Raw genomic sequence first — 22734 nt, 5'->3', positions numbered from 1 at the left:
TCCGTCGTCCGGCCGGTTGCGGCATCCTGCGCCCATGCAGACGGAGCTGAGCAAGAAACTGGGAGTCGAGCACGCCGTCTTCGGCTTCACGCCGTTCCCTGCCGTCGCCGCGGCCATCAGCCGGGCCGGCGGCTTCGGCGTGCTCGGCGCGGTCCGCTACACCGCTCCCGACGACCTCAAACGCGACCTCGACTGGATCGAGGCACACGTCGGCGACCGCCCCTACGGGCTGGACGTGGTGATGCCCGCGAAGAAGGTGGAGGGCGTTTCCGAGGCGGACGTCGAGGCGATGATCCCCGAGGGGCACCGGCAGTTCGTCCGCGACACCCTCGCCAAGCACGCAGTGCCGGAACTGGCCGACGGCGAGGCCTCCGGATGGCGCATCACCGGGTGGATGGAGCAGGTCGCCCGCACCCAGCTCGACGTCGCCTTCGACCATCCGATCAAGCTGCTCGCCAACGCCCTCGGCTCCCCGCCCGCCGACGTCGTCGCCCGCGCCCACGACCAGGGTGTCCTGGTCGCCGCGCTCGCGGGCAGCGCCCGGCACGCCCGCAAGCACCAGGAGGCGGGCATCGACATCGTCGTCGCCCAGGGCTACGAGGCGGGCGGCCACACCGGGGAGATCGCCACGATGGTGCTCACCCCCGAGATCGTGGACGCCGTCGACCCGCTGCCCGTGCTGGCCGCGGGAGGCATCGGCAGCGGACAACAGGTGGCCGCCGCCCTCACCCTCGGCGCCCAGGGTGTGTGGCTCGGCTCCCTGTGGCTCACCACCACAGAGGCCGATCTGCACGCTCCCGCCCTGACCCGCAAGCTGCTCGCCGCCGGCTCCGGGGACACCGTCCGCTCACGTGCCCTGACGGGCAAACCCGCGCGTCAGCTCCGTACCGAATGGACCGACGCCTGGGACGACCCGGCCGGACCCGGCACCCTGCCCATGCCGCTGCAGGGCCTGCTGGTGGCCGAGGCGGTCTCCCGGATCCAGAAGTACGAGGTCGAACCGCTGCTCGGCACCCCCGTCGGGCAGATCGTCGGCCGGATGAGCAGCGAACGCACCGTCCAGGCCGTCTTCGACGACCTCACCCGCGGCTTCGAGCGGGCCGTGGACCGCATCAACCGCATCGCCGGAAGGAGCGGCCAGTCGTGAGCGCACCCGTCAGCACGCCTCCAGCCGGATTCTGGGCGCAGGCAGCCCAGGATCCCGACCACACCGTCCTCATCGCCCCCGACGGCGAGGAGTGGACCGCCGGACGGCTGCACGCCGCCGCCAACCGGCTCGTCCACGGGCTGCGCGCGGCCGGCCTCGAGCGCGGCGACTCCTTCGCCGTCGTCCTGCCCAACGGCGTCGAGTTCTTCACCGCCTACCTGGCCGCCACCCAGGCCGGCCTGTATCTGGTGCCGGTCAACCACCACCTCGTCGGCCCCGAGATCGCCTGGATCGTCGCCGACTCCGGTGCCAAGGTGCTCATCGCCCACGAGCGGTTCGGCGCCGCCGCACGCGCCGCCGCCGACGAGGCGGGGCTGCCCGCCGGTCACCGGTACGCGGTCGGCGAGGTCGAGGACTTCCGGCCGTACTCCCAACTCCTGGACGGACAGCCGGAGTCGGCCCCCGCCGACCGCGAACTCGGCTGGGTCATGAACTACACCTCCGGTACGACGGGCCGCCCGCGGGGCATCCGCCGCCCACTGCCAGGAAAGACCCCCGAGGAGGCCTACCTCGGAGGCTTCCTCGGCATCTTCGGCATCAAGCCCTTCGACGGCAACGTCCACCTGGTCTGCTCGCCGCTCTACCACACGGCCGTCCTGCAGTTCGCGGGCGCGTCCCTGCACATCGGGCACCGGCTGGTGCTCATGGACAAGTGGACCCCCGAGGAGATGCTCGACCGCATCGACACCCACCGGTGCACGCACACCCATATGGTCCCGACCCAGTTCCACCGCCTGCTGGCCCTCCCGCAGGAGGTACGGGACCGCTACGACGTCTCCTCCATGCGGCACGCCATCCACGGCGCAGCCCCCTGCCCGGACCATGTGAAGCGGGCCATGATCGACTGGTGGGGCCACTGTGTGGAGGAGTACTACGCGGCCAGCGAGGGCGGTGGTGCCTTCGCCACCGCCGAGGACTGGCTGAAGAAGCCCGGCACGGTCGGCAAGGCCTGGCCCATCAGTGAACTCGCGGTCTTCGACGACGACGGCAACCGGCTGCCGCCCGGCCGGCTCGGCACCGTCTACATGAAGATGAGCACCGGCGGCTTCTCGTACCACAAGGACGAGGCCAAGACCCGCAAGAACCGCATCGGCGACTTCTTCACCGTCGGCGATCTCGGCGTACTGGACGAGGACGGCTACCTCTTCCTCCGCGACCGCAAGATAGACATGATCATCTCCGGCGGGGTCAACATCTACCCGGCCGAGATCGAGTCCGCACTGCTCTCGCATCCGGCCGTCGCCGACGCCGCCGCCTTCGGCATCCCGCACGACGACTGGGGAGAGCAGGTCAAGGCCGTCGTCGAACCGGCCCCCGGCCACGAGCCCGGACCGGCCCTCGCCAGCGCCCTCCTCGACCACTGCGCCGAGCGCCTGGCCGGCTACAAGCGGCCCAGGAGCGTCGACTTCATCGCCGAGATGCCCCGCGACCCCAACGGCAAGCTCTACAAGCGGCGGCTGCGCGATCCGTACTGGCGGGGACGCACCCGCCCGGTGTGACCGCGGTGGGACCGGGGTGCTTGACCGGCGCGTCCGGCGGCCCCAGGATCGGCTGTCATGACGCAGGGACACGGCAGCACGGTCGACGGAGTGCTGCGCCGCAGCGCCCGGCGCACCCCGGCGCGGGTCGCGGTGGAGTACGGCGAGCGCCGTTGGACGTACGAGGAACTCGACGACGCCGTCTCCCGTGCGGCCTCGGTGCTGCTCGCCGAGGGGCTCGAGCCCGGCGACCGGGTTGCCGCGTACGGCCACAACTCCGACGCCTATCTGATCGCCTTCCTCGCCTGCGCCCGGGCGGGTCTGGTCCATGTGCCGGTCAACCAGAACCTCACCGGCGCAGACCTGGCGTATCTCGTCGCCCAGTCCGGCAGCACCCTCGCACTGGCCGACCCCGACCTGGCCGGCCGACTCCCGCACGGCGTACGGACGTTGCCACTCAGGGACGCCCAGGGCTCCCTCCTGGCCCGGCTGGCGGACACTTCGCCGTACGACGGGCCGGAACCCCGCACCGAGGACCTGGTCCAACTGCTGTACACCTCCGGCACGACGGCCCTGCCCAAGGGCGCGATGATGACTCACCGGGCGCTGGTCCACGAGTACCTGAGCGCGATCACCGCACTCGACCTGAGCGCCGGCGACCGCCCGGTGCACGCGCTGCCGCTGTACCACTCCGCGCAGATGCACGTGTTCCTGCTGCCGTACCTGGCGATCGGCGCGACCAACCTCGTCCTGGACGTCCCCGACGGGGACCGGCTGTTCGACCTGATCGAAGCGGGCCGCGTGGACAGCCTGTTCGCGCCGCCCACGGTGTGGATCGCCCTCGCGGGCCGTCCCGACTTCGCCACCCGCGCCCTCGACGGCCTGCGCAAGGCCTACTACGGTGCCTCGATCATGCCCGTCCCGGTGCTGGAGCGCCTGCGCCAACGCCTGCCGAAACTCGCGTTCTACAACTGCTTCGGACAGAGCGAGGTCGGCCCGCTGGCCACCGTGCTCGCCCCCGACGAACACGAGGGCCGCCTGGACTCCTGCGGCCGGACCGTGCTCTTCGTGGACGCGCGGGTCGTGGACGACCGGGGACAGGACGTGCCCGACGGCACGCCCGGTGAAATCGTCTACCGCTCACCGCAGTTGTGCGAGGGCTACTGGGACAGGCCCGAGGAGAGCGCCGAGGCCTTCCGGGACGGCTGGTTCCACTCCGGCGACCTCGCGGTGCGCGACGCCGACGGCTACTTCACGATCGTGGACCGGGTGAAGGACGTCATCAACTCCGGTGGTGTTCTGGTCGCTTCACGCCAGGTCGAGGACGCTCTCTACACCCACGAGGCCGTCGCCGAGACCGCGGTGATCGGTCTGCCCGACGACCACTGGATCGAGGCCGTCACCGCCGTCGTCGTCTCCCGTGGCGACGTCACGGAGGACCAGCTCATCACCCACGTGAAGGAGCGGCTGACCCCCTTCAAGGCCCCCAAGCGGATCCTGTTCGTCGACGAGCTGCCCCGCAACGCCAGCGGCAAGATCCTCAAACGCGAACTCCGGGACCGCTTCCGCGGCTAGCTGGTGGCCCGAGCGCCCGGACGGGCCTGCGGTGCCCGGTCGGCCAGTGGGATCGGCCCAGCTCCCGGCAGGGGAGGGAGGGCGGTGTCCATCACGGCTCCGGAGTACCGGCCGCCGCCGACGTTTCGAGGTACGTCGATACGACCGTCCCGCGGCCGGTGACCGGCTCGGTCCGGCGCACGGCCGCGCCCTGCCTCCCCTACCCCGCGTCCCGCGACCGCAGGTCCACGATGCGGCGGATCTTGCCCACCGACCGTTCCAGCGACTCGGGGTCGACGATCTCCACGTCCACCGAGACCCCGATGCCGTCCTTCACGGCCGCGACGATGGACCGGGCCGCCGCCTCGCGCGTCTGCGAAGGCGCGTCCGGACGGGCCTCGGCGCGGACGGTGAGGCTGTCCAGGCGCCCCTCGCGGGTCAGCCGGAGCTGGAAGTGGGGTGCCACACCGGGCGTGCGGAGCACGATCTCCTCGATCTGGGTCGGGAACAGATTCACTCCGCGCAGGATCACCATGTCGTCACTGCGCCCGGTGACCTTCTCCATCCGCCGGAACACCCGGGCCGTGCCGGGCAGCAGCCGCGTCAGGTCCCTGGTCCGGTACCGCACGATCGGCATGGCCTCCTTGGTCAGCGAGGTGAACACCAGCTCCCCCTGCTCGCCGTCCGGCAGCACCTCGCCCGTGATCGGGTCGACCACCTCCGGGTAGAAGTGGTCCTCCCACACGGTCAGCCCGTCCTTGGTCTCCACGCACTCCTGGGCCACACCGGGACCGATCACCTCGGACAGCCCGTAGATGTCGACGGCGTCGATCCCGAACCGCTCCTCGATCTCGCGCCGCATCTGCTCGGTCCAGGGCTCCGCCCCGAACACGCCGGCCCGCAGCGAGGTGGTGCGCGGGTCCACGCCCTGCCGCTCGAACTCGTCCAGCAGCGTGAGCATGTAGGACGGGGTCACCATGATGACGGTCGGCTCCAGGTCCCGGATCAGCTGCACCTGCCGGGCCGTCATACCGCCGGATGCGGGGACGACCGTACAGCCCAGGCGCTCGGCACCGTAGTGGGCGCCCAGACCGCCGGTGAACAGTCCATAGCCGTACGCCACATGCACGATGTCGCCGGGCCGTGTGCCGGCCGCCCGTAGCGAGCGCGCCACCATGTCGGCCCACATGGAAAGGTCGTTGTCCGTATAGCCGACCACCGTGGGGTGTCCCGTGGTGCCACTGGAGGCGTGCAGCCGGCGGATCCGCTCCCGGGGGACGGCGAACATGCCGTACGGGTAGTTCGCCCTGAGGTCGGCCTTGGTCGTGAAGGGGAAGTGGGCGAGGTCCGGGAGGGAACGGCAGTCCTCCGGGTGGACGCCGGCCTTGTCGAAGGACTCCCGGTAGAACGGCACGTGGTCGTAGGCGTGCCGCAGCGAGGCGCGCAGCCGCTCCAGCTGGAGCGCCCGCAGCTCGTCGGGCCCGAGCCGTTCGCCCGCGTCGCGCAGGTCCGTCGCATCCGCCATCGAGACGTCTCCCTTGCAGGCCGTACATACCGGACGACCGATCATTCGGTTGACTCGTTCGGGGCCAGTAATTCAGGCCATGCGCGATCAGGCAAGGGGGGTGCACGGATTTTCTGCCCGGTTCCGCGCCCGCGCCGGGCGGGATGCGGCGCCCGTACGCAAAAACGTTGCGCCCCGCCGGGGTGGACCGACATGATCGCGGCCATGCCCACCTTCACCACGACCGACGGGACCCGGCTCGCCTACCACCTGCGGGGCGAGGGCGAGCCCCTCGTCGTGCTGCCCGGCGGCCCCATGCGTGCCTCCGCCTACCTCGAGGACCTCGGCGGGCTGACCGCGCACCGCCGGTTGGCCCTGCTCGACCTGCGGGGCACCGGCGACTCCGCGGTGCCCGCGGACCCGGCGACGTACCGCTGCGACCGGATGGTCGAGGACGTGGAGACATGGCGCGCACACATGGGCCTGGAGCACATGGATCTGCTCGCCCACTCGGCGGGTGCCGCCCTGGCCATGCTCTACGCGGCCCGCCACCCGCGGCGCATCCGGCGGCTGGTGCTGATCACCCCGAACCTGACCGGGCTGGGCCTGCGGGCGGCGCCCGAGGACCGGCTCGCCGCGGCCCGGCTGCGCGCGGACGAGCCCTGGTTCGAGAAGGCCTTCCCCGCCTTCCGGGCATGGCTGGTGGGGGAGGCGGACTTCGACGACGTCTTCCTGCCGTTCTTCTACGGCCGCTGGGACGCCGCCGCCCGGGCACACGCGGACGCCGAACTGGAGCAGAGCAACGAGGAGGCGGGCGACCGGTACTTCACCGAGGGTGCCTTCGTACCCGAGGCGACCCGGGCCGCACTCGCCGGCCTGACGGCACCCGTGCTCGTGCACGCGGGCGAACTCGACGGCGGCCCCCGCCCCGACCTCGCCCGCCGGGCCGCCGAGGCCTTCCCCCGGGCCGAGTTCAGCGTCCAGCCCGGTGCCGGTCACTTCCCCTGGCTGGACGACCCCGAACGGTTCGCGGGCCGCGTGCTCGCCTTCCTCGACGCAGCCGTGGGCACCGCTGTGCCCTCGGCGGATTAGTCGGCCCCCGCCCCGGCCGCCCGGCCGGCGTGCCCGGCATGGACACCGCGCGGCCGCACACCACCGAGGCGAACGGCAACACCCTGGCCTGCCGAAGCCGAAGCCGAAGCCGAAGCCGAAGCCGGAGCCGGGGCCGGGGCCGGGGCCCGGCCCCGGCCGGCGCCCCGCCGTCCTGCTGCTGCACTACCGGGGCGCCGTCGGCGCCGGCCCGACCCCGATCGCCGAACGGCCCCCGCGCCACCGGTGCCGCGCCGCGTGTACGCCCCCGACCGGCGCGGCCACGGACGCAGCAGGTGGCCGGGGCAGTACGCGCGGGAGGCGATGCCGGACGACGTACGCGCCCTGCCGGCCGCCCCGGGCCTCGCCCGGGTCGATGGGGTGGGCCGATCGCCGGGCGGCCTCGTCGCCTGTCTGCCGGCGCAGCGCCACCCCGGGGTCGTACGACGTCCGGTGCTCGAGGACGTCTGCGCACCGGTGCCGCGCGACCCGCCCCGGGTCCCCGCCCCGCGGCCCGTGGGAGAGTTGCCGTTCGGCCGGGCGATGGTGCGGGCCACCGACGAGCAGTGCAACGCCCCCGATCCTGTGTGGCGGGACCGCATGGGCCGGATCGCTATGCCAACACCGGAGGAGTTCCTCGGGCGCTGAGGACCGGGAGCCGCGTCCGCGCGAGGTCCGTCACCGGCCGGGCCGGGGCCCGTACGCCTTGAGGAAGCGGTCACGGAAGCTGTCCATGGGCCACACGGGGGCGTCGGCGGCGGGCTTCAGCCCCCGCGTCCAGCCCCAGCCGGAGATGCGGTCCAGCACCTCGGGGTCGTAGGCGACGATGCTGACCGGCACGTCCTTGCGGGGGCTGTTCCCGGTGACCGTCGGCACCGGCTGGTGGTCGCCCAGGAAGACCAGGACCGTGTTCCTGTCGCCGTAGCGCTGCAGGAACCCGACGAGGCTGTGCAGTGAGTACTCGATGGAGCTGCGGTACTCGGCGCGCACGCTCTCCGGACTGCTCCAGACCTCCTCCTGGGACCTGCCGGCGCGCCTGATCGGCTGGAACACCGAGCCGTCGCCCAGTTTCGCCCAGTCGACCAGGCGCGGTACCGGCGCCCAGGGATAGTGGCTGGAGGTGAGGATGATCTCCGCCATCAGCGGGCCGCGGCCCCGCCGTGCGAACTCCTTGTCCCGGAAGGCGTCCAGGGTGAACTGGTCCGGCACCTGCGACCAGCCGAAGTCAGGGCCGTGGTAACCGAGATGACGGCCGTCGTAGATGTGGTCCAGGCCGAAGAACCGGCCCTCCGGCCAGGCCGCCAGCACACCCGGCACGACACCGACCGTGCGCCAGGCACCCGTCCTGCGGAAGGCGCCGGTGAGGGTGGTGCGGTCGCTGGAGGTGAGGCTGCGGAACCGCTGCTGGTTGCTGATCCACAGGCCGGACAGAAAGGTCGAGTGGGCCAGCCAGCTGCCGCCGCCCGTCACCGGCGAGCGCAGCCAGCCGCTGCGCGCCTCGAACCCGGCCGCCCGGACGGCCGCCGTGCTCTCCTTGAGGACCGCGTCGATGCGCGGGGCCATCGCCGGGTCCTCGATCGCCGAACGGCCGTAGCTCTCGACGAAGGTGAACAGCACGTCCTTGCCGCGCAGTGCGGTGAGCAGCCGGCCCGGCGGGGTGCGGGCGAAGGCGTCGACGGCGGCCTGCTGCCCGAAGAGGCGGGCGTCGGCGAGTGACGTGCGGACCTGGCGGGCGTGGTCGCCGAGCAGGTCGGCGTCGAGCGTGGCGGCGACGGGCCGGCCGGCGCTGTGCAGGCCGAGCACGACGCAGGTGCCCCACGCGGTGCCCAGCAGCAGGATCCCGTGGACCGACCGGGTGCGGTGGCGGACCAGCAGTGCGGCCAGCCGGACCGTGGCGCCCGTGGTCAGGACGAGGACCGCGACCCCGAGCAGTACGGCACCGGCGATGGCGGCCAGCTCACCGGCCCGGCCCGACGTCTCGCGCAGATAGTCCGCCGCGTTGCCGAGCAGGCCCCAGTCCAGCACCAGGTCGAAGGGGCGGAACAGCACCGAGTAGAAGCCGATGTCGAGGCATTTGAGGAGGATGAGCAGCCCGATGAGCACACCGGCCGCCACCGCCACGGCCCGCCGGGCCCGGTACGGCAGCACCAGGAGCAGTGCCGCGAGCACGATGCCCTCGGCCGGAAGCCGGACGAACGCGGCCGGGTCGAGATGGTCGGGCCGGTCCGGCAGCAGCAGCGCGCCCAGCACGAGGACGGCGGCGAGGACGGTCGTGCCGAAGGACACCCCGCGCCCGATCCGGGTGTGCCGACGGCACCACGCGAACCATCGACGAGGCGTGGGGTGCGACACCTGGAGGTCCTTCCGCACGGGGCCGGGTGCCGGCGCGGGCGGGACCGGGACCGGCATCACTCGTACGACCGACGATCACTCCTGGTAATGAAATGGCGTCGGGCGTTGACACAGGGTAATCCTCCGGTGCGGTCGAGGCGGCGGGACACCCCGCAGCCACGGCCTACGGCCGGTCCGCCGCCACCGCCACCTCGCGGGCCCACCGGTAGTCGGCCTTGCCGCTCGGGGAGCGCCGGACGGACTCCGTGATCACCAGCTGGCGGGGGATCTTGTAGCCGGCCAGCCGGGTACGGCAGTGGCCCTGGATGTCGGCGAGGGACGGCCGCGCGGCTCCCTCGCGCAGTTGCACCACGGCCGCCACATGGTTGCCCCATGTCGCGTCGGGCACCCCGGCGACGAGCGCGTCGTACACGTCCGGATGCGCCTTGAGCGCCTGCTCGACCTCTTCGGGGTAGACCTTCTCGCCCCCGGTGTTGATGCACTGCGATCCGCGGCCGAGGACCGTGACCACGCCGTCCGCGTCGACGGTCGCCATGTCGCCGAGCAGCACCCAGCGCTCGCCGTCCCTGGTGAAGAAGGTCTCCGCCGTCTTGCGCGGGTCGTTGTAGTAGCCGAGCGGCACATGGCCGCACTGGGCGACGCGGCCGACCTCGCCCGCCGTGACCGGTTCGTGGGTGGCCGGATCCACTACCCGAGTACGGGAGTTGACCCGGATCCGGAAGCCGCGCTCGGGCCCGGAGTCCTCGGTCGCCGTGCCGTTGAAGCCGGACTCCGAGGAGCCGAAGTTGTTCAGCAGCATGGCGTTAGGGACCAGTTCGCGAAACTGCCGGCGCACCGTCTCCGACATGATCGCGCCGGACGAGGAGACGCTGAACAGGGCCGAGCAGTCGGTACCCTTCAGCGGCCCGCTCAGCGCGTCGATCAGCGGCCGGAGCATCGCGTCGCCGACCAGCGACACGCTGGTGACCTTCTCCTTCTCGATGGTCCGCAGTACCTCCTCGGGCACGAACTTGCGGTGCAGGACGACACGTTGGCCGAAGTTGAAACCGATGAACGCGGTCAGCGTCGAGGTGCCGTGCATCAGCGGGGGAGTGGGGAAGAAGGTGATCCCGGTGCCGCCGGCCGCGACCCGCTCGGCCAGCTCCTCCGGTGTCCTCACCGGCTCCCCGGTCGGTGCGCCGCCGCCCAGCCCCGCGAAGAACAGGTCCTCCTGACGCCACATCACACCCTTGGGCATGCCGGTCGTGCCGCCGGTGTAGATGATGAACTGGTCGTCCCCGGAGCGCGCGGGAAAGCCCCGCTCGGGTGACCCTGCGGCCTCCGCGTCCGCGAACGCAACCGCGCCCGGCACCCCGGCCGCACCCGTCGCCGTACCCGGCCCTGTGGCCACACCCGTCCCTGTGCCCGGCCCCGTCCCCGGCCCGCCGGGCGTCCCCGGCCCCACGCACAGCAGGTGCCGCAGCCCCGGCGTCCGCGGCAGCGCGCCCGCCACCCGGTCCGCGAACTCCGCGTCGAAGACCAGTGCCACCAGGTCCGCATCCCGGTAGAGGTACACCAACTCCTCTTCGACATAGCGGTAGTTGACGTTGACCGGAACAATGCGCGCCTTGAGGCAGGCCAGCACCGTCTGGAGGTACTCGACGCCGTTGTACAGGTGCAGGCCCAGATGCTCCCCGGGGCGGATGCCGCTGTCGATCAGGTGATGTGCGATGCGGTTGGCGGCCGCGTCCAGCTCCGCGTAGGTCAGGCGGCGTTCCGCGCCGGTGCCGGGATGGTCGAGGTGGACGAGGGCCTCCCGGTCCGAGGCCACGTCGACGACCGACTCGAACAGATCGGCAAGGTTGTACTCCACCGCGCCTCCTGACCCCGAACAGCCCCGACGGAGAAAGGTGAGAACCGTCGCTTCGCCGGTCATCAGAGCAAAGGGCGCCGCAACTGTGAAGGGCCCGCACCAATAAATCTGACTGTCTGTCAGAAAACCCTTGAAGTGCCTCCCCGCCTCCTGCAACCTGTTCTCGTTCTCACCGAGGGGAGACAAGTCCATGGGCGGGACGGAACACCTCACCGTGCGGCGCGAGGGCGCCACACTGGTGCTCACACTCAACCGGCCCGACGCCAGGAACGCGCTCTCGCTTCCGATGCTCGTCGGCCTGTACGACGGCTGGCTCGAGGCCGACGCGGACGACGCGATCCGCTCGATCGTGCTCACCGGGTCCGGCGGCTCCTTCTGCGCCGGCATGGACCTGAAGGCGCTCGCCGGCAACGGCATGCAGGGCGAGCACTACCGCGACCGGCTCAAGGCCGACCCCGATCTGCACTGGAAGGCGATGCTGCGTCACCACCGGCCCCGCAAACCGGTGATCGCCGCCATCGAGGGGTACTGCGTGGCGGGCGGTACCGAGATCCTCCAGGGCACCGACATCCGGGTCGCCGGCGAGTCCGCGACCTTCGGCCTGTTCGAGGTCCGCCGCGGGCTCTTCCCGATCGGCGGTTCCACCGTCCGGCTCCAGCGCCAGATCCCGCGCACCCACGCCCTGGAGATGCTGCTCACCGCACGGCCGTACAGCGCCGAGGAGGCTGCCCGTATCGGCCTGATCGGTCATGTCGTCCCCGACGGCACCGCGCTGGAGGCGGCCCTGGAGATCGCCGAGCGGATCAACGCCTGCGGCCCGCTCGCCGTCGAGGCCGTCAAGGCGTCGGTGTACGAGACCGCCGAGCTGACGGAGACCGACGGTCTCGAGGCCGAACTCGCCCGCGGCTGGCCGGTCTTCGACACCGCCGACGCCAAGGAGGGCGCCCGCGCCTTCGCCGAGAAACGGCCCCCCGTCTACAAGCGCGCCTGAACCGCCGAAGGAGTCCCCAAGGATGCCCGAAGTCCTGCAAGCGCCCCTCGTCGTCGAGTTCCCCTTCACCCGCTCCCTCGGACCCGTCCAGAGCGCCTTCCTCACTGGCCTGCGCGAACGCGTCGTGCTCGGTGTGCGGACCGGCGACGGACGCACCCTGGTGCCGCCCGTCGAGTACGACCCGGTCACCGCCGAGGAGATCCGCGACCTGGTGGAGGTCGCCCCCACGGGCACTGTCACCACCTGGGCCTGGAACCACGAACCCCGCCGTGGCCAGCCCCTCGACGCCCCCTTCGCCTGGGTCCTGGTCCGGCTCGACGGCGCCGACACCGCCCTGCTGCACGCCCTCGACGCCCCCGGCCCCGACGCCGTGCACACCGGCATGCGGGTGCGGATCCGCTGGGCAGGGGAGCGCACCGGCGCCATCACCGACATCGCCTGCTTCGAGCCGTACGACGGACCGGCCGCACAACCGGGAGACCACACGGGAGAGTTCGCGGCCCCCCTCACCGGGATCGTCGCACCCGCCCGCCTCGACTACACCTACTCTCCCGGCCGCGCCCAGTCCGCCTACATCCATGCCCTCTCCCAACAGCGGACCGTCGGCGAACGCTGCCCCTCCTGCCGCAAGGTGTACGTCCCGCCCAGGGGTGCGTGCCCCACATGTGGCTTGGCCACAGCAGAACAGGTCGAAGTAGGTCCTCGGGGCACAGTGACCACCTTCTGCATCGTCAACATCAAGGCGAAGAACCTCGACATCGAGGTCCCGTACGTCTACGCGCACATCGCGCTCGACGGCGCCGACCTCGCTCTGCACGCCCGGATCGGCGGCATCCCGTACGACCAGGTGCGCATGGGACTGCGCGTCGAGCCGGTATGGACCGAAGGAGCCCGCTTCCCCGACCACTACCGGCCCACCGGCGAGCCCGACGCGGACTACGAGACGTACAAGGAGCTGCTGTGACCAGCGAAGAAGCCCCCGCCGCCCGGGACGTCGCCGTCGTCGCCTTCGCCCAGACCGACCACCGGCGCTCCACCGCGGAGTCCTCCGAGGTCGAGATGCTCATGCCGGTGCTCCACGACGTCCTCGCACAGACCGGCCTGAAGACCGCCGACATCGGCTTCACCTGCTCCGGCTCCAGCGACTACCTCGCGGGCCGCGCCTTCTCCTTCACCATGGCCCTGGACGGCGTCGGCGCCTGGCCGCCCGTCTCCGAGTCCCACGTCGAGATGGACGGCGCCTGGGCCCTGTACGAGGCCTGGACGAAGCTCCTCACCGGCGACGCCGACACCGCGCTCGTGTACTCCTACGGCAAGTGCTCACCCGGCTCCGTGCGCGACGTACTCACCCGGCAGCTCGACCCGTACTACGTCGCCCCCCTATGGCCCGACTCCATAGCTCTGGCCGCCCTCCAGGCGCAGGCACTCATAGATGCCGGCCACACCGACGAGCCCGCCCTCGCGGCCGTCGGCGCCCGCAGCCGGGCCGACGCGGCAGCCAACCCGCACGCCCAGCTCAAGGGCCGGCAGCCGCAAGGCGACTATGTCGTACGGCCGTTGCGCACCGGCGACTGCCCGCCCGTCGGCGACGGCGCCGCCGCCGTGATCCTCGCGGCCGGGGAGCGGGCCCGGGAGCTGTGCGCGCGGCCCGCCTGGATCCGGGGCATCGACCACCGCATAGAGGCGCACGGCCTCGGCGTCCGCGACCTCACCGACTCGCCGTCCGCCCGGCTGGCGGCCGAAAAGGCCGGCGTCTTCGAACGGCCCGTGGACACGGCCGAGTTGCACGCCCCGTTCAGCGCCCAGGAGGTGATCCTGCGCAGGGCCCTGCGCCTCGGCGACGACGTGCGCGTCAACCCCTCCGGCGGGGCGCTCGCCGCCAACCCCGTCATGGCCGCCGGACTCATCCGCATCGGCGAGGCCGCCACCCGCATCCACCGCGGTACGTCCGACCGCGCCCTCGCCCACGCCACCTCCGGCCCCTGCCTCCAGCAGAACCTGGTCGCCGTACTCGAAGGGGATCCACGATGAGCAAGGAGCCCGTGGCCGTCACAGGCATCGGCCAGACCAAGCACGTGGCCGCCCGCCGGGACGTGTCGATCGCCGGACTCGTCCGCGAGGCGGCCCGAAGCGCCCTGGACGACGCCGAGTTGACCTGGGCCGACATCGACGCCGTGGTCATCGGCAAGGCGCCCGACTTCTTCGAGGGCGTGATGATGCCCGAGCTGTACCTCGCGGACGCGCTCGGCGCGGTCGGCAAGCCCATGCTCCGGGTGCACACCGCCGGCTCCGTCGGCGGCTCCACCGCGCTCGTCGCGGCGGGCCTGGTCGCCGCCCGTGTCCACGGCACGGTCCTCACCCTCGCCTTCGAGAAACAGTCCGAGTCGAACGCCATGTGGGGTCTGTCCCTGCCCATCCCCTTCCAGCAGCCCCTGCTCGCCGGGGCGGGCGGCTTCTTCGCCCCGCACGTGCGCGCGTACATGCGGCGCAGCGGCGCCCCCGACACCATCGGCTCCCTCGTCGCCTACAAGGACCGGCGCAACGCCCTGAAGAACCCCTGCGCCCATCTCCACGAGCACGACATCACGCTGGAGAAGGTCCAGGCCTCGCCCATGTTGTGGGACCCCATCCGGTACTCCGAGACCTGCCCCTCCTCCGACGGCGCCTGCGCCATGGTCCTCACCGACCGCGCCGGAGCCGCCCGCGCGCCTCGGCCGCCCGCCTGGATGCTCGGCGGCGCGATGCGCAGCGAACCGACCCTGTTCGCGGGCAAGGACTTCGTCTCCCCGCAGGCCGGCAAGGACTGCGCCGCCGACGTCTACCGGCAGGCCGGCATCGCCGACCCGCGCCGGGACATCGACGCCGTCGAGATGTACGTGCCGTTCTCGTGGTACGAACCCATGTGGCTGGAGAACCTCGGCTTCGCCGAGGAGGGAGAGGGCTGGAAGCTCACCGAGTCCGGGGTGACCGAACTCGACGGGGACCTGCCCGTCAACATGTCGGGCGGCGTGCTGTCCACCAACCCCATCGGCGCATCCGGGATGATCCGCTTCGCCGAGGCCGCGCTCCAGGTCCGCGGCCAGGCCGGGGAGCACCAGGTGGACGGCGCCCGGAAGGTCCTCGGACACGCCTACGGCGGCGGCTCGCAGTTCTTCTCCATGTGGCTCGTGGGCTCCATGCCGCCCGACGCCTGAACGACTGGCCAAAGTCCTGCCCACGTGGCCTGTCGGCCATAGGAACCGGTCGCTAGGCTGAGCCGCGGACGACAAACCGGGAGGAGCACGGACGTGGCCGAGAGCACCATCCAGCAGCAGCCGTTCGCGGGCTGGGACAAGCCGGACCTCGACCTCAGCAACGCGGAATGGCAGTCCAGCAGCCGGGGCCTGGGCGATGTCCAGATCGCGTTTGTCGAGGGATTCATCGCGATGCGCAACGGCGACCGCGCGGAGAGCCCCTCCCTGATCTTCACACCCGCCGAGTGGGGCGCCTTCGTCTCCGGCGCGCGGGAGGGGGAGTTCGACCTGACCTGACCTGAGCCGCACCGACGGCGGCACCGCCCCCGGCGAGAGCGGACCAGGAGCCGAACCGGGGGTGTTCCGGGCCGATTTCCGGACACGCGACCAGCAGCGCCCCACGGGGGCCGACGCCTGAGTCAGGCTGGCCCCAGCAAGGGGAAGGTCGCGTTCCGGAGGTGAGAACGATGAGCACTGCGCCGGTCATCGCCGCGGTCGACGGTTCGGACGACAGCCTGCGCGCACTGGACTGGGCCGTCGATGCCGCCCGGCGCCGCGTGGCATCGCTGCGGGTGGTGCACGTACGGCAGTACGCCGCCTGGGGCCAGGCCGACGTGCTGGTCGCCGGGCCACCCGAGGCCGAGGGTGATCCAGTGCTGGACGAGGTCCGCATCCGGCTCGCGGGCCGCGTCGAGGAGTCCGCAGTGGAGTACGTCGCCCTGGAAGGCGTACCGGGTGCCGTGCTGCCCGAACTCGGCACCGACGCGCAGCTGTTGGTCCTCGGCTCGCGGGGCCGCGGCGGCTTCGCCAGCCTGCTGCTCGGTTCCAATGGCCTTGCCGTCGCCCGGGACGCCGAGTGCCCGGTGGTCGTCGTACCCCGGCCCGGCCGGGACGCGGGTACCTCCCACGACCCTGGGCCGGTGGGCGAGCACGGCGACGGACCGGCCGAACCCGGGCCCCGGGTGGTCGTCGGACTGCATGCCGACAGCCCTGACGACGCCACCCTCGGCTTCGCCTTCGCCGAGGCCGCCCTGCGCGAGGCCCGGGTACAGGTGATCGCCGCCTATCCGTGGCCGGTGCAGACCTGGACCGCGCCCGGGCAGATCCTGCCGCCCGCGATCGACCAGGTCGCCGTCGAGAGCGAGACCCGCGCGCTCGCCGAGGGCTTCCTCGCCCCGCACCGGGGGCGGCACCCCGAGGTCCGCGTCGACACCGAGGCGCTGCCGGGTGACGCGGCCGGACACCTCGTCGCCGCCTCCCGGGACGCCGAGCTGGTCGTCGTCGGCCGCCACCGCCGCCGCCTGCTCGCCCCGGCCCGCATGATGGGCTCGGTCGCCCAGGCCGTCCTGCTCCACGCGGCCAGCCCGATCGCGGTCGTACCACCGGCACCACCCCAGGAGTGAGCGACCCCGCCCGGCACGGCGTGCCGCCGGCCGCCGCCGAGCCCGCCCCGACCTTGCGTGACAGCACCGACAGCGACAGCACCGCGGCAGTCCCGCCCCGTACCCGCCACCGTCACCACGTTGCCCGCCCGGCTCGTACGGCACCACCGTCCCGCCCGCCTCGGTCGGCCCACGCTTCCTGCAGCCGTTCGGGTGTGCGGACGGACCGTCAGTCGTGCCGTCCGTCCGGCCGGCCGCCGGTGACCCGGGCGGGGCACGGGACCGGTCCGCATGCCGGGCCGATCCCCGGCCGGGCGGGAGCGGGCCGAGCCCCGACGGCCGCACCGTCCCCCGGGCCGACGGCCTCCCCGCCCGCCCGGCACCCGCACGGCGTCACCGGGCGCCCGCAGGTCACCCTGTAAGGCCCGGGCACGTACCATGGCCGCATGTCGTTCCTCCGCCGCCGCAGCGCCACTCCTGCCGGACCCGACTTCGACGTGCTGGCCATGGACCCGGGCGACTGGCCGGGCAACCTCGGCGCGGGCCTGCTGCCCGCCCCCGACGGCACCTGCCAGGGTGTCTTCCTGCGCTACGACCTCTTCGGCGGCCGCGGCCCCGCGATGATCATCGGCAACCTGCCCGAGGACTCCCCGGCCCGCGAGGTCGCCGAGGGCGAGGTCCCCTTCGAGGTGGGCCAGCTGCTGCTCGCGCTGGAGAACGACGAGGAGGTCACCGTCCTCGACACCGAGGACACCCCGGTCCTGCAGGGCGACAACCTCCTCATCGTGCGGCGGCTCAAGCTCTCCGAGTCCCGGATCTCCTGCGTCCAGTTCGACCGCAGCGACGGCGTCCTCGTCACCATCGCCGCCTGGGACCGTCCCATCACCGACGACCTGTACGCCCTGCTGAAGCCGCTCCCGGCGGAGCTTTTCCAGCAGGGCTGAGGCTGCGGCGCACGGGCCCGACTAGCCGGCCGAGCCCTCCAGCGTGACGTCGGCCGCGCGGACGAACTCGACCCGGTGGCCGTACTGGATCTCGTAGTACAGGTCCTTGCCCACCACGACCCGGTGCGAGTCGGTGGTGAAGGTGACCGAGTAGTAGTACTCGCTCGGCACCTCGTCACCGGCCACGTACTTCTGCCCGGCCGGAATCGTGTACGGCAGCGGCACGACCGACTGTGCGGGAACGCCTGCCGGGTAGGCCTCCTTCTCCGGGTAGGCGCGGCCGTACACCGGGATGCTCGCGAGGCCGGCCCTGGGAGTGATCACCAGCCCCTTGGCGGGCACCGCCGTCGGCTGCTTCGGCGGGTTGCGGAACCAGGCCTTCTGCCCCAGGTACCAGATGGCCGTCCAGTCGCCCCAGCGGTCCGCGACCGCGTACTGCTGGCCGGTGGCGACCCGTGACGACAGGTCGTTGACATCGATGGTCGGGTCCTTGCCCAGGCCGATGTCCTTGACCAGCGGTGCGCTGGTGTCGTGGTCCGCGTACAGCCGTACCTCGCTGGAGCCGTGCCCGGTGCAGGGCTCGCCCGACGTGGTGCAGCCCGTGTACTCCGGCTGGTTCGACGCGTAGTCCGGCAGGATCGTCACCAGGCCGGACCGCTTGCCCGCCGTGCGCTTGAAGGGGTGGCCCAGCAGCTGGAAGTAGTGCTGCCAGTCCCAGTACGGGCCCGGGTCCGTGTGCATACCGGGGATGGTGGACGTGGTCGGACCGGGAACGTTGTCATGGCCCAGGATGTGCTGCCGGTCCAGCGGGATGTCGTACGTGCGGCTCAGGTACTTCACCAGCCGCGCCGAGGAGCGGTACATCGCCTCCGTGTACCAGGCGTCCGGATTCGCGAGGAAGCCCTCGTGCTCGATCCCGATCGACGCGGCGTTGACATACCAGTTGCCGGCATGCCAGGCGACGTCCTTCGCCTTGACGTGCTGGGCGATCAGACCATCGGTGGAGCGAATCGTGTAGTTCCAGGACACATAGGTGGGGTCCTGGACCAGGTTCAGCACCCCGTCCCAGGTGCCCTCGGTGTCATGGATGACGATGTACCTGATGCGCTGCGACACCGGGCGGTCACCGAGGTCGTGGTTGCCGTAGTCGTTGTTGCCGAACTGGGCGTAGGGTGCCCAGACCGCCTCGCAGGACACCGACCGGGGGCACTCGGTGCCGTCCGTGGACAGCGCGCGCAGGCCGGCCCGCTCGAGCTGGGCGGTGTCCGGGGTCAGCCGCGGCTCGGCGGGGAGGGCCACCAGCTGGCCGTCGTCCGTGGTGCGCTCCTCGCCCGTGTGCAGGACGTCGTACACGTCGTTCGCGTACGCCGCCGCGGTCGCCGTGTCGTCCGCTCCGGAGAAGCGGGCCACCGCGCCGTACCAGTCGGCCGGATCGGTGCTCAGCGGCTCGCCCAGCTGCTTCTGCGCGTCGGCGAGGAGGGCGGCTCCGCCGGTCACATTGGCCGCCGGATCGGTGCGCAGCTCCTCGGCCGGCAGGCCGGTCAGCCGCGCCGCCTGCGCCAGCGTCTTCAACCGCGCAGGGAGGGCGGACTCGGCCGGCACGTCGATCCTGGGATGCACGGCCGCACGGGCGCCGTCGCCGCGGGCGTCCTCCGTGCCCTCGGCGAAGTGCTCCGTGGTGGCGATGGCGGTCCGGGCGTCGGTCAGGTGCATGGGGCCGTAGCCGCCGGTCACGCTCGGCGCGCCGCCGTGCCGGTCCCACCGGGACTGGAGGTAGGAGACGGCCAGCAGGACACTCTGCGGCACGTGGTAGTCGGCCGAGGCCGTGGCGAACGCCTGCTGGAGACGGCCGGCGGCGGAGTCGGTGTCGCTCGGTGCGGGAGCCGCGCCGAGCAGGGGCAGCAGCAGGGCGGCGGAGGCGAGCGGGACAGCAGCGCGCCGCAGCTGTCTGTGACCGGGGGCAGACGTGGGATCTGTGGCGGAACCTCGCAATGCGGCCTCCTGTGACGGGCGGGCGTGGCGGGGCGTGCGGCGCCGAACTGGGTCAGTGGTACCGGCTTGCCGACGATCCGTCAATAATGCCTACCGGACGGTGATTTCCCATGTCACGAAGGGGTTTCGGCGAGTTTCGCGATGGCGGTGCGCGGGCCTGCGCGGCGTCACCGGCCTACACCAGTGGCCGAGGCGTCCCGACGCACGAAGGTCCGCGATGCGCCGCCGCTCTGGCGCATCGCGGACCCGTCGTCCCGTCAGCGAGTTCCGACCGCCGCCCGGACGGCCTTGCGGGCCATCTGGCAGTCGTCGTGCAGCCGCCTGAGCAGCAGCCGCTGTTCCTCGCCGGACGGCACGGCACCCGGGTGGGCCGCCCCCGGTGCCGTCGGGGCGGTGTCCTGCATCGAACGCTGCACGGCCGACTCGTAGGTCCGGATCTCCCGCGTCAGCAGCAGCATCAGGTTCACCAGGAAGGCGTCCCGGGAGGCCGGGCCCGCCGACTGGGCGATCTGGCTGATCTGCCGCCGGGCCACCGGAGCGTCCCCGAGGACCAGCCACAGCGTCGCCAGGTCGTACCCCGGCAGATACCAGCCCGCGTGCTCCCAGTCCACCAGCACTGGACCGGCCGGTGACAGCAGGATGTTCGACAACAGGGCATCGCCGTGGCAGAACTGGAGCATGCCGTGCCGGCCCACCTCGTGGGCGATGCCGTGCAGCAGCTTCTGGAGGTCGCCGAGATCCCGGTCGGTGAGCAGACCCAGCTCGTGGTACCGGGAGATCCGGGCGCCGTAGTCCAGCGGAATGTCGAACGTGCCCGCGGGCGGCCGCCAGGCGTTCACCCGGCAGATCGCGCCCAGCGCCGCCCGGATGTCCGGGCGGGGCGGCGCCTCCACCGGATGCCGCTGGAGTGCCGCCACGCGGCCCGGCATCCGCTCGATCACCAAGGTGCAGTTGTCCGGATCCGCTGCGATCAGCCGGGGCACGCGGACCGGGGGCCGGTGCCGGACGAACGAGCGGTATGCGGCTATTTCATGGCGGATCCGCTCGGCCCAGGCAGGCGAGGCGTCCAGCAGACACTTGGCCACGGCCGTACTGCGCCCTGTCGTCCCGACGAGGAGCACGGAGCGTCCGCTGCGCCGCAGCACCTGCACCGGAGCGAACTCCGGACAGATCCGGTGCACCGAGGCGATCGCGGAGCGCAGCTGCGCCCCCTGGGGACCGGACAAGTCGAGTCTCCCGCTGAGCGGTGGGGTACCGGGCTGACCCGGGACCCGCCGGAGCCGGCCCGCGGCCGGCACGGGTCCGCCCGGCCGGGGCACCGGGTCGAGGTACGGCCCGCCGCCCGCCGGGCGGGAGCGCAGCGGCCGGGGCGGGGCGGACACGGAGGACGATGCTGCGTACATGGGAGATACAGATCCCTTCGTGTGCCTGCGGTGCCTGCCTGTGCAAGTCCTGGTGCGCAACCCGGCCCGGTCTGTTCGGGAACACCCTGGGGAATGCCCTTCGAGCAGACCGGGTCGGGGTGGCGCGTTCCTACCTGACACCCGATGCCCAGTGGCACACCATCTGGCGCACCCTGGCGAACCGTGGCGAATAGTCGCTCGGCAACCTCCACGGGGCTACTGTCAACTCAGCCGAGAACCTGGGGGCTTGATGTGAGCGGACAACCCAACACCCGCCTGGCGGACCTGTTCGGCCTGGCCGGCTGGTCGAAGGGCGAACTCGCGAGACTGGTCAACAAGCAGGCGGCGGCCATGGGCCACCCCCAGCTGTCGACCGACACCTCCCGGGTGCGGCGGTGGATCGACATGGGAGAGATCCCGCGCGATCCGGTGCCGCGGGTGCTGGCGGCCCTGTTCACCGAGCGTCTCGGCCGTGTCGTGACCATCGAGGACCTCGGTCTGGTACGGCACGGGCGTAGCGGGAAACGGCAGGGCGACGGGATCGATGAACATCCCGACGGCGTGCCGTGGGCGCCCGAACGGACCGCCGCGGTCCTCACCGAATTCACGGGAATGGACCTCATGCTCAACCGACGCGGCTTGGTGGGCGCGGGTGCCGCGCTCGCCGCGGGATCCACACTCAGCAGCGCCATGCACGACTGGTTGCACACCGACCCGGCCCTGAGGGCCGACGCCCCCGTCCTCGACGACCCCCTGCACGCCGACCCCGCTGGGTTCGACCGCTACGAGGCCGCCCCCATCGGGTCGCAGGAGATCGAGGAACTGGAGCGCTCGGTCGAGGTGTTCCGCGCCTGGGACGCGGCCCGCGGTGGCGGGCTTCAGCGCAAGGCGGTTGTGGGCCAGCTCAACGAGGTGGGCGGCATGCTCGCCTACCACCACCCACCCCATCTCCAGCGGCGCCTGTGGGGCGTCGCCGCCAACCTCGCCGTCCTCGCGGGCTGGATGTCGCACGACGTCGGCCTGGAGCCCACGGCGCAGAAGTACTTCGTCATCGCCGCCCATGCGGCCCGCGAGGGCGGCGACCGGCCCCGTGCGGGGGAGGCCCTGTCCCGGGCGGCCCGGCAGATGGTGCACCTGGGCCGGCCCGACGACGCGCTGGACCTGATGAAGCTCGCCCAGTCCGGCTCCGGCGAACGCCTCCAGCCGCGTACGAAGGCGATGTTCCACACCATCGAGGCCTGGGCACAGGCGTCGATGGGCAAGGGCCAGGCGATGCGCCGTACCCTCGGACAGGCGGAGGACCTCTTCGTCTCCGACCGGCAGGACGTGGAAACGCCGGACTGGATGCAGACCTTCAAGGACGAGGACCTGTACGGCATGCAGGCCCTCGCCTACCGCACGCTGGCGGAGTTCGACCCAGGTGCGGCCGCGCACGCCCAGTACTACGCGGAGAAGGCGCTCGCCCTGCGCATCGACGGACGGGAGCGGTCGAAGATCTTCGATCATCTGTCCATGGCGTCGGCCTGCTTCATCGCCGACGACCCCGAACAGGCCGACCGCTTCGCACGCCTGGCCCTGATGTCGATGGGCTCGAACTCCTCCCGCCGCACCTGGGACCGGCTGCGCCAGATGTACCAGCTCACCGCCCAGTACGCCGAGTACCCGAGGATCCACGAACTGCGGGAGGAGATCAGGAACGCTCTGCCCAAGCCCAAGTCCAAGGGCAGCAGCGCACAGGTGTGAGCGCACAGAC

18 protein-coding genes are annotated in these 22734 nt (G+C 72.1%); 13 read left to right on the top strand and 5 right to left on the bottom strand.

Annotated features, from left to right (window positions below):
* Positions 1–34 precede the first annotated feature (34 nt).
* The 3 genes from GQF42_RS06250 to GQF42_RS06240 are packed head-to-tail and all read left to right on the top strand — an operon-like array spanning position 35 to position 4260.
* Entirely contained in the window at positions 35–1147 is a 1113-nt protein-coding gene (locus GQF42_RS06250; RefSeq protein WP_158918432.1) for an NAD(P)H-dependent flavin oxidoreductase, read from the top strand.
* A complete protein-coding gene (locus GQF42_RS06245; protein ID WP_158918430.1) occupies positions 1144–2706 on the top strand; it encodes an acyl-CoA synthetase in 1563 nt (520 codons plus the stop codon). The genes GQF42_RS06250 and GQF42_RS06245 overlap by 4 nt, the downstream gene beginning before the upstream one ends.
* A 57-nt stretch (positions 2707–2763) precedes the next feature.
* Positions 2764–4260 (top strand): acyl-CoA synthetase, encoded by a 1497-nt coding sequence (locus GQF42_RS06240; RefSeq protein ID WP_158918428.1) that lies wholly within the window; start codon positions 2764–2766, stop codon positions 4258–4260.
* Positions 4261–4459: 199 nt separating this feature from the next.
* Here the strand turns inward: GQF42_RS06240 and paaK are convergent, their stop codons facing one another.
* On the bottom strand, positions 4460–5764 hold the full coding sequence (gene paaK / locus GQF42_RS06235) for a phenylacetate--CoA ligase PaaK (protein ID WP_158918426.1): 1305 nt from the start codon (positions 5762–5764) through the stop codon (positions 4460–4462).
* A gap of 204 nt (positions 5765–5968) precedes the next feature.
* On the opposite strand from paaK, the gene GQF42_RS06230 reads away from it, so the two are divergent.
* Both GQF42_RS06230 and GQF42_RS06225 read left to right on the top strand, forming a co-directional pair.
* Positions 5969–6835, top strand: coding sequence for an alpha/beta fold hydrolase (locus tag GQF42_RS06230; protein ID WP_199272585.1), 867 nt, complete (start codon positions 5969–5971; stop codon positions 6833–6835).
* Between the two features lie 255 nt (positions 6836–7090).
* Complete coding sequence (locus GQF42_RS06225; protein WP_158918422.1) at positions 7091–7480, top strand: alpha/beta fold hydrolase; 390 nt, start codon at positions 7091–7093, stop codon at positions 7478–7480.
* 30 nt (positions 7481–7510) lie between these two features.
* Here GQF42_RS06225 and GQF42_RS06220 read toward each other — a convergent pair whose 3' ends face one another.
* Together GQF42_RS06220 and GQF42_RS06215 are read right to left on the bottom strand one after the other, a co-directional pair.
* Positions 7511–9184 (bottom strand): alkaline phosphatase family protein, encoded by a 1674-nt coding sequence (locus GQF42_RS06220; RefSeq protein WP_158918420.1) that lies wholly within the window; start codon positions 9182–9184, stop codon positions 7511–7513.
* A 163-nt stretch (positions 9185–9347) separates the two neighbouring features.
* Positions 9348–11036, bottom strand: coding sequence for an acyl-CoA synthetase (locus tag GQF42_RS06215; protein ID WP_158918418.1), 1689 nt, complete (start codon positions 11034–11036; stop codon positions 9348–9350).
* A 190-nt stretch (positions 11037–11226) separates the two neighbouring features.
* Between GQF42_RS06215 and GQF42_RS06210 the strand changes: the two genes are divergently transcribed.
* From GQF42_RS06210 to GQF42_RS06180, 7 genes are all read left to right on the top strand, one after another.
* Positions 11227–12027, top strand: a complete 801-nt coding sequence (locus GQF42_RS06210) for a crotonase/enoyl-CoA hydratase family protein (RefSeq protein ID WP_158918416.1) — start codon at positions 11227–11229, stop codon at positions 12025–12027.
* Positions 12028–12049: 22 nt separating this feature from the next.
* Positions 12050–12991, top strand: coding sequence for a Zn-ribbon domain-containing OB-fold protein (locus tag GQF42_RS06205; protein WP_158918414.1), 942 nt, complete (start codon positions 12050–12052; stop codon positions 12989–12991).
* The gene (locus tag GQF42_RS06200; protein ID WP_158918412.1) at positions 12988–14058 is read left to right on the top strand and encodes a thiolase domain-containing protein; all 1071 of its coding nucleotides are present in this window, start codon (positions 12988–12990) and stop codon (positions 14056–14058) included. The genes GQF42_RS06205 and GQF42_RS06200 overlap by 4 nt, the downstream gene beginning before the upstream one ends.
* Entirely contained in the window at positions 14055–15221 is a 1167-nt protein-coding gene (locus GQF42_RS06195; protein WP_158918410.1) for a thiolase domain-containing protein, read from the top strand. Before GQF42_RS06200 ends, GQF42_RS06195 begins: the two co-directional genes overlap by 4 nt.
* Positions 15222–15314: 93 nt before the next feature.
* The gene (locus GQF42_RS06190; protein WP_158918408.1) at positions 15315–15557 is read left to right on the top strand and encodes a DUF397 domain-containing protein; all 243 of its coding nucleotides are present in this window, start codon (positions 15315–15317) and stop codon (positions 15555–15557) included.
* A 170-nt stretch (positions 15558–15727) separates the two neighbouring features.
* A complete protein-coding gene (locus GQF42_RS06185) occupies positions 15728–16663 on the top strand; it encodes a universal stress protein (protein WP_158918406.1) in 936 nt (311 codons plus the stop codon).
* A 425-nt stretch (positions 16664–17088) separates the two neighbouring features.
* Positions 17089–17586 (top strand): hypothetical protein, encoded by a 498-nt coding sequence (locus GQF42_RS06180; RefSeq protein ID WP_158918405.1) that lies wholly within the window; start codon positions 17089–17091, stop codon positions 17584–17586.
* A 21-nt stretch (positions 17587–17607) separates the two neighbouring features.
* Here GQF42_RS06180 and GQF42_RS06175 read toward each other — a convergent pair whose 3' ends face one another.
* Together GQF42_RS06175 and GQF42_RS06170 are read right to left on the bottom strand one after the other, a co-directional pair.
* On the bottom strand, positions 17608–19578 hold the full coding sequence (locus GQF42_RS06175) for an N-acetylmuramoyl-L-alanine amidase (protein ID WP_158918403.1): 1971 nt from the start codon (positions 19576–19578) through the stop codon (positions 17608–17610).
* A gap of 257 nt (positions 19579–19835) precedes the next feature.
* Entirely contained in the window at positions 19836–20981 is a 1146-nt protein-coding gene (locus GQF42_RS06170; protein WP_158918401.1) for an aminoglycoside phosphotransferase family protein, read from the bottom strand.
* A gap of 252 nt (positions 20982–21233) precedes the next feature.
* On the opposite strand from GQF42_RS06170, the gene GQF42_RS06165 reads away from it, so the two are divergent.
* The gene (locus GQF42_RS06165; protein WP_158918399.1) at positions 21234–22724 is read left to right on the top strand and encodes a DNA-binding protein NsdB; all 1491 of its coding nucleotides are present in this window, start codon (positions 21234–21236) and stop codon (positions 22722–22724) included.
* Positions 22725–22734 lie beyond the last annotated feature (10 nt).

Source organism: Streptomyces broussonetiae (assembly GCF_009796285.1).
GTDB classification, from domain to species: domain Bacteria; phylum Actinomycetota; class Actinomycetes; order Streptomycetales; family Streptomycetaceae; genus Streptomyces; species Streptomyces broussonetiae.
Note: the sequence above shows the minus strand (reverse complement) of the source record. Positions and strands in the feature narration are given on the sequence as shown.

Bases quoted from the DNA above. Each gene is read 5' to 3' on its own strand.
- GQF42_RS06250 (WP_158918432.1), top strand. From the start codon at position 35: ATGCAGACGGAGCTGAGCAAGAAACTGGGAGTCGAGCACGCCGTCTTC.
- GQF42_RS06240 (WP_158918428.1), top strand. From the start codon at position 2,764: ATGACGCAGGGACACGGCAGCACGGTCGACGGAGTGCTGCGCCGCAGC.
- paaK (WP_158918426.1), bottom strand. From the start codon at position 5,764: ATGGCGGATGCGACGGACCTGCGCGACGCGGGCGAACGGCTCGGGCCC.
- GQF42_RS06230 (WP_199272585.1), top strand. From the start codon at position 5,969: ATGCCCACCTTCACCACGACCGACGGGACCCGGCTCGCCTACCACCTG.
- GQF42_RS06210 (WP_158918416.1), top strand. From the start codon at position 11,227: ATGGGCGGGACGGAACACCTCACCGTGCGGCGCGAGGGCGCCACACTG.
- GQF42_RS06205 (WP_158918414.1), top strand. From the start codon at position 12,050: ATGCCCGAAGTCCTGCAAGCGCCCCTCGTCGTCGAGTTCCCCTTCACC.
- GQF42_RS06195 (WP_158918410.1), top strand. From the start codon at position 14,055: ATGAGCAAGGAGCCCGTGGCCGTCACAGGCATCGGCCAGACCAAGCAC.
- GQF42_RS06185 (WP_158918406.1), top strand. From the start codon at position 15,728: ATGAGCACTGCGCCGGTCATCGCCGCGGTCGACGGTTCGGACGACAGC.
- GQF42_RS06180 (WP_158918405.1), top strand. From the start codon at position 17,089: ATGTCGTTCCTCCGCCGCCGCAGCGCCACTCCTGCCGGACCCGACTTC.
- GQF42_RS06170 (WP_158918401.1), bottom strand. From the start codon at position 20,981: ATGTACGCAGCATCGTCCTCCGTGTCCGCCCCGCCCCGGCCGCTGCGC.